The organism is Kitasatospora sp. NPDC088391 (genome assembly GCF_044753345.1).
Taxonomy (GTDB): domain Bacteria; phylum Actinomycetota; class Actinomycetes; order Streptomycetales; family Streptomycetaceae; genus Kitasatospora.
In genome coordinates, this window is record NZ_JBIVNB010000004.1 from 560,859 (window position 1) to 574,208 (window position 13,350).

The window sequence follows — 13,350 nt, forward strand, 5'->3', positions numbered from 1 at the left end:
GAAAGGTCGTCACACCCCCATGCGCAACCAGGGAATCGGCTCCTGGCCCGCCCGCCGCGCCCGGAAGACCCCGCACCGCACCGCCCTCGTCCACCGGGGCCGCCGCCACAGCTACGCCGAGCTGCACGAACGCTCCACCCGCCTGGCGCACGCGCTGCGCACCGCCGGCGTCCGGCGCGGCGACCGGATCGCCCACCTCGGCCCCAACCACCCGGCCTTCCTGGAGACGCTGTTCGCCGCCGGACTGCTCGGCGCGCTCTTCGTCCCGCTCAACACCCGGCTGGCCCGCCCCGAGATCGCCCACCAGCTCGACGACTGCGGGGCGAAGGTGCTCATCCACGCCCCGGCCTGCGCCGACCTGGTGCCGCCCGGCGCGGTGCCGCTGGTGGTGGAGACCGGCGAACCGTACGAGTCCTGGCTGGCCAGCGGCGACAGCACCCCGATCGACGAACCGGTCGGCCTCGACGACACCTGCCTGATCATGTACACCTCGGGCACCACCGGCCGCCCCAAGGGCGCCCTGCTCACCCACGGCAACCTGACCTGGAACGCCTACAACGTGCTGGTCGACACCGACCTGACCGCCGACGAGGTCGCCCTGGTCTCCGCCCCGCTGTTCCACACCGCCGGCCTCAACATGCTCACCCTCCCGGTGCTGCTCAAGGGCGGCGCCTGCCACCTGGTCGAGTCCTTCGACCCGGCCGGCACCCTGGAACTGATCGCCCGCGAGCGCGTCACCTGCATGTTCGGCGTCCCCACCATGTACGACCTGATGGCCCGCCAACCCGGCTGGGCCGACGCCGACCTGAGCAGCCTGCGCGTCCTCAACTGCGGCGGCGCACCCGTCCCCACCCCCCTGATCGACACCTACCTGCGCCGCGGCCTCACCTTCCTCCAGGGCTACGGCATGACCGAGACCGGCCCCGGCGTGCTCCTGCTGGACGCCGAACACGCCGTCGCCAAGGCCGGCAGCGCGGGCGTCCCGCACTTCTTCACCGACGTGCGGCTGCACACCCCCGACGGCCGGGAGGCCGGCGTCGGCGAGATCGGCGAGGTCCTGGTCGACGGCCCGCACGTCGGCCCCGGCTACTGGGGCCTGCCCGAGGCCACCGCCGCGGCCTTCCGGGACGGCTGGTTCCGCAGCGGCGACGCCGCCCGCGCCGACCACGACGGCTACCTCACCGTCGCCGACCGGATCAAGGACATGTACATCTCCGGCGGCGAGAACGTGTACCCGGCCGAGGTGGAGGACGCCCTGCTGGCCCTGCCCGGCGTCGCCGAGTGCGCCGTCTTCGGCGTCCCCGACCCCAAGTGGGGCGAGGTCGGCCGCGCCGTCGTCGTCCCCGCGCCCGGCACGGTGCTCGACCCGGACGCCCTGCTGGCCGCGCTGGCCGGCGTCCTCGCCAAGTACAAGCTCCCCCGCACGGTGCTGCTCGCCGACGAACTCCCGCGCACCGCCACCGGAAAGATCCTCAAGCACCGGCTCCGTGCCCGGCACGGCAGCTGACCACCGCTCACCCCCAGGAAAGGCACCCTCCCATGGCCCGCACCGTCAACGGACTCGACGCCCTCAAGGCCCTGGCCGGCACCGACCTCGGCGCCAGCAGCTGGCTCGACGTCACCCAGCAGCGCATCGACACCTTCGCCGACGCCACCGACGACCACCAGTGGATCCACACCGACCCCGGGCGCGCCGCGGCCGGCCCGTTCGGCGCGCCCGTCGCGCACGGCCACCTGACGCTCTCGCTGTTCATCCCGCTGTTCACCGAACTGCTGGAGGTCGAGGGCGTCCGCACCAAGGTCAACTACGGGCTCAACAAGGTCCGCTTCCCCGCGCCGGTCAAGGCCGGCTCCCGGATCCGCCTGGTCGCCCGCCTCGCCGAGGTCGAGGAGGTCCCCGGCGGCCTCCAGATCACCGTCGACGGCACCGTCGAGATCGAGGGCGCGGCCAAGCCCGCCGCCGTGCTGCAGAGCATCTCGCGCTTCTACGCCTGACGGCGCGCCGGCCCCCGGCCCCCCGGCCCCCCCGGCCCCCCGGCCCCCCGGCCCCCCGGCCCGACCCCGGCCGCCCCCCGTGGCGGCCGGGGCGGACGTGCGCGGGGCCGCAGGTCCGGCGGGGGTGTCAGGCGAAGGTGGCGGCGTCGATGACGAAGCGGTAGTGGACGTCGGAGGCCAGGACGCGTTCGTAGGCCGCGTTGATGTGTTCGGCCGGGATCAGTTCGACGTCGGCGGCGATGCCGTGGGCGGCGCAGAAGTCCAGCATCTCCTGGGTCTGCGGGATGCCGCCGATCATCGAGCCGGTCAGGACGCGCCGGGCGCTGCCCAGCCGGTGGCCGTCGACCTGCATCGGGCCGGGGGCGGCGCCGACGTTGGCGAGGACGCCGTCCAGGGTGAGCAGGCCGAGCAGGGCGTTGGTGTCCAGGTCGGCGCTGACGGTGTTGACGATCAGGTCGAAGCGGCCGGCGAGTTCGGCGAAGGCGGCGGGGTCGGAGCCGTCGAACCAGTGGTCGGCGCCGAGCCGCCGCGCGTCCTCCTGCTTCTTCGGCGACCGGGAGAGCACCGTGACCTCGGCGCCCAGCGCGTGGGCGAGCTTGACCGCCAGGTGGCCGAGGCCGCCGAGGCCGACCACCGCGACCCGGCGGCCGGGCCCCGCGCCCCAGCGCCGCAGCGGCGCGTAGGTGGTGATGCCCGCGCACAGCAGCGGCGCGGCGGCGGCCGGGTCGAGCGCGGCCGGGACGGACAGCACGAAGCCCGCGTCCACCACCAGGTGGGTGGCGTAGCCGCCCTGGGTGGCGCGGCCGTCGCGGTCGGCGGACCCGTAGGTGAACACCGGCCCGTCCACGCAGTACTGCTGGTCGCCGCCCGCGCAGGGCGCGCACCGCCCGCAGGAGCCGACCATGCAGCCGACCCCGACCCGGTCGCCCGCCCGGTGTGCCGTCACCCGCGGGCCGACCTCCACGACCGTCCCGACGATCTCGTGGCCCGGGACGAGCGGGTACGGCTTCGGGCCCCACTCGCCGCGCACGGTGTGGATGTCGGAGTGGCAGATGCCGGCGTACTCCACCGCGATCAGCACGTCCTCCGGCCCGACCGGGCGGCGCTCCACCGTGGTGGGGCCGAGCGGCAGTCCTTCGGCGGGGGCGGCGTAGGCGTTCACTCGCATGGGCAGGTGTCCTCGTTCCGTGCGGGGTGCTCTTCCGGGGCGGCCCGCAGCGTACCCGCGCCGACCGGCGGGCCGCCAACCCCGCCCGGGCGCACCGGGCGTGACGGGGCGTCAGGACGTACGGCCCCCGCCCGGCGACCGGGCGGGGGCCGTACGTCGGCGACCGCTCTCAGAGGGCGGGGACCAGGCGCGGGGTGCGGTCCTCGATCGCCTGGGCGGCGTCCAGGACGAGGTCCTCCTCGAAGCGTCCGCCGATCAGCTGGACGCTCATCGGCAGGCCGTCGACCAGCGCGGCGGGCACCGTCGCGGCGGGGAAGCCCAGGATCGGGACGGCCGCCATCGGCCACTGCGCGGCGACCAGTTCGGCGGCGCGCTCCGGGGAGGCGAGGTCGGCGTCCTGCTCGAACGGCGGCTCGGCGCTCACCGGGGTGAGCAGCAGGCGCTCGCGGCCCAGGAGCTGCTGGAGCTCGGTGATCAGGGCGGCGCGCCGCGACCAGCCGTGGATGTAGGTCGCCAGCGAGGGGGCGGCGCCCCAGACCTCGGCCGCCGCGGCGAACGAGAGCTTCAGCGAGGTGCGGACGCCCTCGTCGCCGATCTGCTCGACCATCGGCATGCTCGGGCGGAAGTCCTCGTAGATCAGCAGCGACCAGATCCGGGCCGCCTCGGCCAGCAGCGGCAGGCCGTCGACCTCCTCGATCCGGTGGCCGGCCTCGGCGAGCTTGCGCACCGCCTCGTCGATCGCCCGCTCCACGGCGGGGTGGTTGGGCACGGTGCCGATCGAGCGGACCACGGTCACCACCGGCGGCCCGTCCGGGCGGGGCCGGTCCGGGAGGGCCGGGACGCCGACCGGGTCGCGCAGGTCGGGGGCGCTCATCACGTGCAGGGCGAGCCGGGCGTCGGCGACCGTCCGGGCCAGCGGGCCCTCCACCGCGCAGGACTGCACCGTCATCGGCATCACCAGCTGCTGACGGCCCGCCGGGGTGTCCACGTAGGCGGGCGCCGTCCAGTTGGAGACCCGGCCGACGGTCGGCCGGATGCCCACCACGCCGCAGCAGGCGGCGGGGTAGCGGATCGAGCCGCCGATGTCGTTGCCCTGGGCGAGCGGGGTCATCCCGGCGGCCAGGCCCGCCGCGGCGCCGCCGCTGGAGCCGCCCGGGGTCCGGTCGGGGGCCCACGGGTTGAGGGTCCGGCCGTGCAGGTCGTTGGTGCTGAACCAGCGGTAGGAGAACGCGGGCGCGTTGCTCCGGCCCAGCAGCACCGCGCCGGCCCCGCGCAGCGCGGCCACGCAGGCCGCGTCCTCGGCGGCGGGGGTGCCGGCCAGCGCGGTGACGCCGTGCGAACTGGCGTGGCCGCGCTGGTCGGTGTTGATCTTCGTGGAGGTGGGCACGCCGTGCAGCGGGCCCAGCTCCTCGCCGGCCGCGGTCCGGCGGTCGGCCTCGCGGGCGGCGGCCAGCGCCTCGTCCGGGCGGAGGTCGGCGAGGGCGTTGACGGTCGGGTTGACCGCGGCGATCCGGTCCAGGCAGGACCGCACCAGTTCGGTGGCGGAGAGCGTGCGCTCGCGCACGGCCCCGGCGGCCTGTACGGCGGTGAGCTGCCACGGCTGGGTGGGGAGGGAGTTGTCCATGAACGCCTCTACGGGGGCGCGCGCTCCGGCGGAGCGCGCGGAGGGGGCGGAGGATGGCGCGGACGCACCAGATGCAACGACGTTATGCAACAGCGTTTGATGAAGTCAAGGCCCCCCGGCGCCCGGGACGGCTCAGTCCGGCGCGCCGCCCGCCAGCAGGCGCACCGCCGCGCGGGCCGCCGCCGCGCCGCGGGCCGCGGGCCAGTGGGCCGGGTCCTCCAGGGTGGAGAGCCAGTAGCCGCGGAAGACCAGGTGCAGCAGGTCCGCGGCGGCGGGATCGGCGAGGCCGGCGTCGGCGAGCAGCGCGCCGAGGGCGGCGCGGTGGTCCCGGGCCAGTTCGGCGGCCAGGGCCGCGGCGTCGGAGCCGTCGCCCTCGCTGACGATCTCGGCCAGCAGGCGGCGCATCACCGCGTCGTCGCGCTCGGTGGTGCACATCCACTCGGCCAGCACCAGCACCCGGTCCAGGCCGGTGCGGTCGGCGAGCAGCGCCTCGGTCTCCTTCGACCAGTCGCGCTCGGCGTGGCGCAGCGCGTTGGCGATCAGGGTGGAGCGGCTGGGCAGGTAGTTGGTGATCATGGCGGTGGACCCGCCGAGCTGCTGGGCGACCGCCCGGATGGTGACGGCGCGGACGCCGCGTTCGCGGGCGACCTGGATGGTGGCGTCGGCGATCCGGGCCAGTCGGTCTTCCTGGTCGACCTCGATCGGCATCGGCGTGCTCCTCCGCAAAGTGTTGACCGGGTGGCGGGCAGGTGCAATCTTGTCATACAACAACGTTGCACAACGCCGTTGCATGACGCTGCGACGCCCGGCCACCGGCCCCGGCCCCCGTACGCGTCCGCCCGTTGCGCACCCTGCCGCCGCGCCCCTCCCCGCCGCGCCCTCCCAGGCTGGAGCGACACCCCCATGCCCCTCTCCATCGAACGGGTCGTCCCCGCACCCGTCCCCCCGCAGGCCCGCGAGCACCGCGTCCGGGTCCGCGACGGCGTCCACCTCGCCACCGACGTGCACCTGCCCGGGGCCGACGGCCCGGCGTGGCCCGCCGTGCTGATCCGGCTGCCGTACGACAAGAACAGCCGCTACGTGTTCACCGACCGGATCGCGCAGCGGCTCACCGCCCGCGGCTACGCCGTCGTCGTGCAGGACGTGCGCGGCAAGTTCCGCTCCGAGGGCGAGACGCTGCCGTTCGTCCACGAGTCCGCCGACGGCCACGACACCATCGAGTGGATCACCCGGCAGCCCTGGTCCAACGGCCGGGTCGGAATGTTCGGCGACTCCTACTACGGCTTCACCCAGTGGGCCGCCGTCGCCGCCCAGCACCCCGCGCTGCGGGCCGTCGTGCCCCGGGTCACCGCCGCCGACTTCAACGCGATGTTCCGCGACGGCGGCCGTGACCTGCCGCCCCCGCCCTGGCGCGAGGGCATCGGCTACTTCGCCCACCACTGGGTCGGCCGCGACACCTACGAGTACCTGGCCGACCCGGCCGCCCGGCCCGCGATCGCCCCCTACGAGCAGGCGTTCCGCCAACTCGGCGCGCGCTCCGCCTGGTTCACCCTGCTGGCGCCGCACCGGGTCGACCTGTGCACCCAGTTCGGACTGCACCCCTTCGACGCCCGCCCCGTCCCGGTGCTGCACTGCGTCGGCTGGTACGACAACATCGTCCGCGCCCACCTCGCCGACTACCGGGAACTGGCCGCCCGGCCCGAGTGGGACGCCGTCCAGTACCTGTGGGCCGGGGCCGTCGACCACGAGAACTACCGGCTCGACCTCGCCCCCGTCGCCCCCGCCGACGACCACGCCGAGGACGAACGGGCCCTGGAGCGGATGCTCGACGGCTACCTCGGCCCCGCCGCCGACTTCCTCGACGTCTTCCTCAAGGGCAGCCGGCCGGCCGCCGACCTCCCCAAGGTCCGCTGGGAGCTGGGGCACGCCGGCTGGCGCACCGCGCCGAGCTGGCCGCCGCCCGGGGCCCGCCCGCTGACGCTCCGCCTCACCGGCGCCGCCCGGGCCGGCGGCCCGCTGCCCGGCGGCGGCCTGGTCGCCGAGGACGCCCCGGGCGCGGTCGCCCCGGGCGCGGTCGCCCCGGGCGCGGTCGCCCCGGGCGCGGTCGCCCCGGGCGCGGTCGCCCCGGGCGCGGTCGCCCCGGCCGTGGACGCCCCGGCCGTGGACGCCCCGGCCGTGGACGCCCCGGGCGCGGTCGCCCCGGCCGTGGACGCCCCGGGCGCGGTCGCCCCGGGCGCGGCCACGCTGCCGGAGGGCGTCCCGGCGGAGGGCGAGGAGCGCGCCGTGTGGACGCACGACCCCGACGCGCCCGTCCCGTCGCTGGTCGACAACTCCTTCGCCTACCTGCAGACCCACCCCGACCTGGCCCCGCTCGCCGACCGCCCCGACGTGCTCGCCTTCACCGGCGACCCGCTCGACCACCCGCTCGACCTGGCCGGCCCGGTCGGCGCCGAACTGCACGTCACCGCCGACGCCCCGGTGTTCGACGTGTTCGCCCGGCTCGCCGACCTCGCCCCCGACGGCACCGCCCGCCTGATCGTCCGCGGCCAGGTCCAGGCCACCGCCGGCGGACTGCTCCACCTCGACCTCGCCCACACCGGCTACCGGCTGCGCGCCGGACACCGCCTGCTGCTGCTGGTCGCCGCCTCCGACTTCCCGCTGTTCCTGACCGCCACCGGCACCGGCGACAACCCGTGGACCGCCACCGAGGTCCGCCCCGCCGTCCACACCCTCACCAGCGGCGGCGCCACGCCGTCCCGGCTGACCCTCACCGTCCTGCCCGCCGAAGCCCGCTGACCCGCCCTCACCCCCTTCAGGAGCTCCCCCATGCACCGCGCTCCCCGCACCGCCGCCACGACCCGCAGAGCCGCCGGCGCCGTCACGCTCGCCGCCGCCCTCGCGCTCACCACCGCCTGCACCTCGCAGGGCGGCGGCAACGCGGGCGTCTCCAGCACCCTGGCGCTCACCGAGTTCACCCCCGCCGCCACCGGCGAACTCGACCACGTCACCTGGAACCTGCCCACCGGCGAACCGCTCGGCCTCGACCCCGCCAAGGCCGGCGACTACTCGCCCAGCACCGTCGTCTCCAACCTGTGCGAACCGCTGCTGCGTCTGAAGGCCGACTACACCTACGGCCCCGGCCTGGCCACCCGGTGGACCTGGAGCGACCCCACCACGCTGGTGCTCGACCTGCGCGAGGACGTGACGTTCTGGGACGGCAACCCGATGACCTCCGCCGACGTCGTCGCGAGCCTGCGCCGCCAGCAGGACCCCGCCACCCGCAGCGTCAACGCCGACGCGCTGCGCAACGTCACCGCGATCGCCGCCGACGGCGCCCACCGGGTCACCGTCCGGTTCAAGCAGCCCGACCAGCTGTTCGTGAAGGCCCTCACCAACGGCTTCGGCGCCGTCGGCGAAGCCTCCTACCTGGCCGGGGCCGGAGCCGGCTACGGCACCGCCGCCGGCGGCCTGATGTGCACCGGGCCGTTCACCCTGGGGGAGTGGAAGGCCGGCGAGTCGATCACCGTCCGCCGCAACGACGCCTACTGGGACAAGCAACTCACCCCCAAGGTCAAGGAGCTGACCTTCCGGTTCATCACCGACGGGTCCACCCTGACCGGCGCCCTGCTCTCCGGCGAGGTCGACGGCTCCTACGAGATCAACACCGCCACCGCCCGCGCCCTGGCCGGCAGCAAGGCCGGCACCCTCTACCGCGGCCCCTCCGCGCAGACCGTCTTCCTCACCCCCACCGGCCCCGACTCGCCGCTCGCCGACCACCGCATGGTCGAGGCCCTGCAGCTGCTGCTCGACCGCGACGCGCTGATCCGCAACGTCTACGACGGCGCCGCGCAGAAGCTCAAGACCTTCGTCCCCGCCCTGGTCCGCGCGCACGACCCCGCCGCCGAGGTCTACGCCCGCGGCTACGACGCGCTCCCCGAACCGCCCGCCGTCGACCTCGACAAGGCCCGCGACACCCTGGCCGGCGCCTTCAACGGCCGCCTCAGCCTCACCGTCGCCACCGCCGCCGGCGACCAGCAGTCCCTGCAGACCCTGACCTTCCTGCAGGCCGCCGCCAAGAAGATCGGCCTGGACGTCCAGATCGAGCAGCTCCAGCCCACCCAGCTGTCCGGCCTGTTCTACGACCCGACGCTCCGCCAGGGCCTGGACGCCGTCATCGTGCTCGGCTACGTCGAACTCCCCGACCCCGCCTCCTACGTCCAGCAGATGACCGACCCCGGCTCGCTGTTCAACTGGGTGAAGTACCGCAACGACACCGTCACCGGCAAGCTCGCCGAAGCCCGGGCCAGCACCGACCCCGTCCGGGCCGCCGAAGCCTTCAACCAGGCCCAGGCCGCCTTCGTGCAGGACCTGCCGGTCGTCCCGCTGGTCGCCCCCGACGAGCGGATGTTCCTCAACAAGCGGCTCAGCGGCGCCCCCGCCGGCTTCGCCTACATCAACATGCCCTGGGCCGCGTACCTCGGCGGCACCCGATGATGCTCCGCTACCTCGGCCGCCGGGCCCTCGGCCTGGCCGCCACCCTGCTGATCGCCAGCCTCGCCGTCTTCGGTGGCCTCTTCCTCGCCCCCGGCGACCCCGCCACCCTGCTGGTCGGCGGCGGCAAACCCCCCAGCGCCGAACTGCTCGCGCAGATCCACCGCGAGCACCACCTCGACGACCCCTTCCTCACCCAGTACGGGCGCTGGCTCACCGGCATGCTGCACGGCGACGCCGGCACCTCGCTCGCCTACCACGACTCCGTCGCCCACCTGATCGGCAGCCGGATCGGCACCACCGCCCTGCTGATCGGCTACGCCGCCGCGCTGATCCTGCTGCTCGGCATCGCCGCCGGCACCCTGGCCGGCCTGCGCGGCGGCAAGGTCGCCACCGCCGTCACCGCCGCCACCGGCACCCTGATGGCCGTCCCCACCTTCGTCTCCGCCGTCCTGCTGATCTGGCTGTTCGCCGTCCGCCTCGGCTGGTTCCCCGCCTACGGCACCGGCACCGGCCCCGCCGACCGGCTGCGCCACCTCACCCTGCCCGCGCTCGCCCTCGCCGCGTCCTGGCTCGCCTACGTCGCCCAGGTCACCCGCGCCGCCGTGCACGCCGAACAGGGCTCCGAACACGTCCAGACCGCGCGCAGCCGCGGCATCCCCGAACGGCTGGTGATCCGCCGGCACGTCCTGCGCAACGCCTCCGGCCCCATCCTGTCGGTGGCCGGCGTCTCCGTCGCCGGACTGATCGCCGGCAGCTCCGTCGTCGAGCAGACCTTCGGCCTCAACGGCGTCGGCGCCCTGCTCGTGCAGAGCGCCGCCCGCCAGGACCTCGCCGTCGTCCAGGCCCTCGCCCTGCTCACCGTCACCGCCTTCGCCCTCGTCAACACCGCCGTGGACGTGGCGAGCGCCGCGCTCGACCACCGCACGCCCGTCGGAGGCGCCGCATGACCACCCTGCAACTCGCCGCCCTGGTCCGGCGCACCCCGCGCCGGGTGCTGCGCGGCCGGACCACCCTGCTGCTCGCCGGGACGGTCGTCGCCCTGGTCGTGCTCGCCGCCGCCCTCGCCCCGCTGATCGCCCCCTACGACCCCGACGCCGTCGACCCGTTCGCCGTCTCGCAGGCCGCGAGCCCCGCGCACTGGCTCGGCACCGACGACACCGGCCGCGACCTCCTCTCCCGCCTGCTGTACGGGGCCCGGCCCAGCCTGCTCGCCCCGCTCGCCGTCACCCTCGCCGCCGGGGCGATCGGCACCGCCCTCGCCGTCAGCGCCGCCTGGTTCGGCGGCTGGTGGGACCGCGCCGTCACCGCCGCCCTCGACGTGGTCTTCGGCTTCCCCGGCCTCGTCCTCGCCGTCGTCGGCGCCGCCCTGTTCGGCGCCGGACTGCCCGTCGCCGTCCTCACCCTCACCGTCGCCTACCTGCCCTACGTCGCCCGCGTCGTGCGCGGCAGCGCCCTGCGCGAACGGCAACTGCCCTACCTCGCTGCGCTGCGGCTGCTCGGCCTCGGCGGCGCCCGCAGCTGCCTGCGCCACCTGCTGCCCAACCTCGCCCCGCTGGTCCTGGTGCAGACCGCCACCGCGTTCGGCTACACCCTGCTCGACATCGCCGCGTTCTCCTTCATCGGACTCGGCGCCCAACCCCCCACCGCCGAATGGGGCCTGATGGTCGCCCAGGGCGCCCCCGGCATCCTGGCCGGCCGCCCCGAACAGTCCCTGGCCGCCGGAGCCGCGATCGTGCTGTTCACCGTCGCCTGCGGACTGCTCGGCAACCAGCTCGCCCAGCGCCTCGCCGGAGACCCCGCATGAACCACCTGCTCGAGTTCGACGCCCTGCGCGTCACCCTGCCCGGCCCGCACGGCACCCGGCGCACCGTCATCCACCGCGTCGACCTCGCCCTGCCCGCCGGCGGCGCCGTCGGACTCGTCGGCGAGTCCGGCTCCGGCAAGTCCCTCACCGCCCGCACCGTGCTCGGCCTGCTCCCGCCCGGCGCCCGGATCGAGGGCGACGTCCGGGTCGACGGCGCCTCCGTCCCCGCCATGCGCCCGCCCGCCCTGCGCGCCCTGCGCCGCACCACCGCCGCCATGGTCTTCCAGGACCCGCGCGCCCACATCAACCCGCTGCGCACCGTCGGCGACTTCCTCACCGAGGCGCTCGTCGCCGTCCGCGGCCTCGACCGGGCCGCCGCCGAGGCCCGCGCCACCGCCCTGCTCGACGAGGTGCACGTCGCCGACGCCCCGCGCCGGCTGCGCCAGTACCCCGCCGAACTCTCCGGCGGCCTGCTGCAACGCGTCATGATCGCCGCCGCGCTCGCCGCCGAACCCCGGCTGCTGCTCGCCGACGAACCCACCACCGCCCTCGACGTCACCACCCAGGCCGAAGTCATGGCCGTCATCGCCGAGGCCCGCGAACGCCACCGCCTCGCCCTGCTGTTCATCACCCACGACCTCGCCCTCGCCACCGCCGTCTGCGACCGCATCGCCGTCCTGTACGCCGGAACCCTGGTCGAGGAACTCCCCGCCGGACGCCTGGCCGCCGGGGCCGCCCACCCCTACACCCGCGCCCTGCTCGCCTCCCGCCCCGACCCCACCGTCCCCGGCGCCGCGCTGCGCGCCGTCGAGGGCCGCCCGCTGTCCGCCGCCGAGGCCGGGCCCGGCTGCCCGTTCGCCCCGCGCTGCGCCGCCGCCGACACCCGCTGCCGCACCGAACCGCCCACCCCGCGCCCGCTCGCCGACGGCCGCGCCGCCTGCCACCACCCCGTCCACCCCGTCCACCCCGTCCACCCCGACGGCACTGCCCGGCCACAGGAAGGGGACACCCCGTGAAGGCCCTGCTGGAGGTCGAGAACCTCACCAAGCGCTACGGCGACCACACCGCCGTCGACGGCGTCTCGCTGCGCCTGATGCCCGGTCAGGCACTCGCCGTGGTCGGCGAGTCCGGCTCCGGCAAGACCACCACCGCCCGCCTGATCACCGGCCTGGAGACCCCCGACAGCGGCCGGATCAGCCTCGACGGCGCCCCGCCGCCCGGCCCCCGGGCCCGCCCCGCGGAACGGCTCGCGCACGCCCGCCGGGCCCAACTGGTCTTCCAGGACCCGGCCACCTCGCTCGACCGCCACCAGCGGATCGGCGACGCCGTCGCCGAGGCCCTCGCCCTGCACACCCCGCTGCGCGGCGCCGCGCTCGAAGCCCGCCGCGACGAACTCCTCGACCAGGTCGGCCTGGACACCCGGCAGGCCCGCTCCCGCCCCCGCACCCTCTCCGGCGGGCAGCGGCAGCGCGCCGCGATCGCCCGGGCGCTCGCCGTCTCCCCGCGCCTGCTGGTCCTGGACGAGGCGGTCGCCGCGCTCGACGTCTCCGTGCAGGCCCAGATCGTCAACCTGCTGGTCCGCATCCGCGCCCGGCGCCCGATCGCCTACCTGTTCATCACCCACGACCTCGGCATCGTCCCGTTCCTCTGCGAGGACGTGGTCGTCATGCGGCACGGCCGGATCGTCGAGTCCGGGCGCTCCGCCGACGTCCTGACCGACCCGCAGCACCCCTACACCCGCACCCTGGTCGACTCCGTCCCCCGCCCCGGCTGGAAGCCCGCCCGAAAGGCCGACCCCCGATGAGCCCGCACCTCGACTTCGCCTTCGAGATCCGCGCCGACCTCGCCCCGAGCCTGCACATCGGCCACGGCGACGGCGAGACCGTCGAATTCACCCCCATCACCGGCGGCACCGTCGCCGGCCCGCTGCTCACCGGCACCGTGCTGCCCGGCGGCGGCGACTGGAGCAGCACCCGCGGCGAGGTCTGCCAGCTCGATGCCCGCTACCTGCTGCGCGCCGAGGACGGCAGCGTCATCGACATCGTCAACCGCGGCTACTACCGGCTCGGCCCCGACTGCCCCGACCAGTACGAGGACGGCCTGCGGACCGCCGAACAGGGCGTCTACTACCGCACCGCACCGGTCTTCCGCACCGACGCCCCCGCCCACCGCCGGCTCGCCGAGACCGTCTTCGTCGGCCTGGCCCGCCCCGAGAACGAGGAACGCACCGTCGTCATCCGCGTCTACGCCCTGCGCTGAGCGCCC

At 75.7% G+C, this 13,350-nt stretch carries 12 protein-coding genes; 9 read left to right on the forward strand and 3 right to left on the reverse strand.

Going from position 1 to position 13,350, the window contains the following annotated elements; translation table 11 throughout:
• The first annotated feature begins 19 nt into the window (after nt 1-19).
• Both ACIQBJ_RS15710 and ACIQBJ_RS15715 read left to right on the forward strand, forming a co-directional pair.
• Nucleotides 20-1,507, forward strand: coding sequence for a long-chain fatty acid--CoA ligase (locus ACIQBJ_RS15710; protein WP_400709277.1), 1,488 nt, complete (start codon nt 20-22; stop codon nt 1,505-1,507).
• 32 nt (nt 1,508-1,539) lie between these two features.
• On the forward strand, nt 1,540-1,995 hold the full coding sequence (locus tag ACIQBJ_RS15715; protein ID WP_400709280.1) for a MaoC family dehydratase: 456 nt from the start codon (nt 1,540-1,542) through the stop codon (nt 1,993-1,995).
• Nucleotides 1,996-2,122: 127 nt separating this feature from the next.
• Here ACIQBJ_RS15715 and ACIQBJ_RS15720 read toward each other — a convergent pair whose 3' ends face one another.
• The 3 genes from ACIQBJ_RS15720 to ACIQBJ_RS15730 form a co-directional block, all read right to left on the reverse strand.
• Nucleotides 2,123-3,163, reverse strand: coding sequence for an NAD(P)-dependent alcohol dehydrogenase (locus tag ACIQBJ_RS15720; protein ID WP_400709283.1), 1,041 nt, complete (start codon nt 3,161-3,163; stop codon nt 2,123-2,125).
• Nucleotides 3,164-3,332: 169 nt separating this feature from the next.
• Complete coding sequence (locus ACIQBJ_RS15725; RefSeq protein WP_400709286.1) at nt 3,333-4,787, reverse strand: amidase; 1,455 nt, start codon at nt 4,785-4,787, stop codon at nt 3,333-3,335.
• Nucleotides 4,788-4,919: 132 nt separating this feature from the next.
• Nucleotides 4,920-5,495, reverse strand: a complete 576-nt coding sequence (locus ACIQBJ_RS15730) for a TetR/AcrR family transcriptional regulator (protein WP_400709289.1) — start codon at nt 5,493-5,495, stop codon at nt 4,920-4,922.
• A 195-nt stretch (nt 5,496-5,690) separates the two neighbouring features.
• Here ACIQBJ_RS15730 and ACIQBJ_RS15735 point away from each other — a divergent pair, with 195 nt between their 5' ends.
• Genes ACIQBJ_RS15735 through ACIQBJ_RS15765 form a run of 7 tightly spaced genes read left to right on the forward strand, consistent with a single transcriptional unit; the run spans nt 5,691 to nt 13,344 of the window.
• Nucleotides 5,691-7,583: a CocE/NonD family hydrolase gene (locus tag ACIQBJ_RS15735; RefSeq protein ID WP_400709292.1), complete on the forward strand. Its 1,893-nt coding sequence runs from the start codon at nt 5,691-5,693 to the stop codon at nt 7,581-7,583.
• A gap of 30 nt (nt 7,584-7,613) precedes the next feature.
• On the forward strand, nt 7,614-9,281 hold the full coding sequence (locus ACIQBJ_RS15740; protein WP_400709295.1) for an ABC transporter substrate-binding protein: 1,668 nt from the start codon (nt 7,614-7,616) through the stop codon (nt 9,279-9,281).
• A complete protein-coding gene (locus ACIQBJ_RS15745) occupies nt 9,278-10,228 on the forward strand; it encodes an ABC transporter permease (RefSeq protein WP_400709298.1) in 951 nt (316 codons plus the stop codon). The genes ACIQBJ_RS15740 and ACIQBJ_RS15745 overlap by 4 nt, the downstream gene beginning before the upstream one ends.
• Complete coding sequence (locus ACIQBJ_RS15750) at nt 10,225-11,085, forward strand: ABC transporter permease (protein ID WP_400709301.1); 861 nt, start codon at nt 10,225-10,227, stop codon at nt 11,083-11,085. The genes ACIQBJ_RS15745 and ACIQBJ_RS15750 overlap by 4 nt, the downstream gene beginning before the upstream one ends.
• The gene (locus tag ACIQBJ_RS15755; protein WP_400709304.1) at nt 11,082-12,101 is read left to right on the forward strand and encodes an ABC transporter ATP-binding protein; all 1,020 of its coding nucleotides are present in this window, start codon (nt 11,082-11,084) and stop codon (nt 12,099-12,101) included. Before ACIQBJ_RS15750 ends, ACIQBJ_RS15755 begins: the two co-directional genes overlap by 4 nt.
• Nucleotides 12,098-12,889, forward strand: coding sequence for an ABC transporter ATP-binding protein (locus ACIQBJ_RS15760; RefSeq protein WP_400709307.1), 792 nt, complete (start codon nt 12,098-12,100; stop codon nt 12,887-12,889). The genes ACIQBJ_RS15755 and ACIQBJ_RS15760 overlap by 4 nt, the downstream gene beginning before the upstream one ends.
• Nucleotides 12,886-13,344 carry a DUF3237 domain-containing protein gene (locus ACIQBJ_RS15765; protein WP_400709310.1) on the forward strand — a complete coding sequence of 153 codons (459 nt, stop codon included), beginning with the start codon at nt 12,886-12,888 and terminating at the stop codon, nt 13,342-13,344. Before ACIQBJ_RS15760 ends, ACIQBJ_RS15765 begins: the two co-directional genes overlap by 4 nt.
• Nucleotides 13,345-13,350: the final 6 nt, after the last annotated feature.

Bases quoted from the DNA above. Each gene is read 5' to 3' on its own strand.
- ACIQBJ_RS15720 (WP_400709283.1), bottom strand. From the start codon at position 3,163: ATGCGAGTGAACGCCTACGCCGCCCCCGCCGAAGGACTGCCGCTCGGC.
- ACIQBJ_RS15745 (WP_400709298.1), top strand. From the start codon at position 9,278: ATGATGCTCCGCTACCTCGGCCGCCGGGCCCTCGGCCTGGCCGCCACC.
- ACIQBJ_RS15730 (WP_400709289.1), bottom strand. From the start codon at position 5,495: ATGCCGATCGAGGTCGACCAGGAAGACCGACTGGCCCGGATCGCCGAC.
- ACIQBJ_RS15725 (WP_400709286.1), bottom strand. From the start codon at position 4,787: ATGGACAACTCCCTCCCCACCCAGCCGTGGCAGCTCACCGCCGTACAG.
- ACIQBJ_RS15750 (WP_400709301.1), top strand. From the start codon at position 10,225: ATGACCACCCTGCAACTCGCCGCCCTGGTCCGGCGCACCCCGCGCCGG.
- ACIQBJ_RS15710 (WP_400709277.1), top strand. From the start codon at position 20: ATGCGCAACCAGGGAATCGGCTCCTGGCCCGCCCGCCGCGCCCGGAAG.
- ACIQBJ_RS15765 (WP_400709310.1), top strand. From the start codon at position 12,886: ATGAGCCCGCACCTCGACTTCGCCTTCGAGATCCGCGCCGACCTCGCC.
- ACIQBJ_RS15755 (WP_400709304.1), top strand. From the start codon at position 11,082: ATGAACCACCTGCTCGAGTTCGACGCCCTGCGCGTCACCCTGCCCGGC.
- ACIQBJ_RS15740 (WP_400709295.1), top strand. From the start codon at position 7,614: ATGCACCGCGCTCCCCGCACCGCCGCCACGACCCGCAGAGCCGCCGGC.
- ACIQBJ_RS15715 (WP_400709280.1), top strand. From the start codon at position 1,540: ATGGCCCGCACCGTCAACGGACTCGACGCCCTCAAGGCCCTGGCCGGC.
- ACIQBJ_RS15735 (WP_400709292.1), top strand. From the start codon at position 5,691: ATGCCCCTCTCCATCGAACGGGTCGTCCCCGCACCCGTCCCCCCGCAG.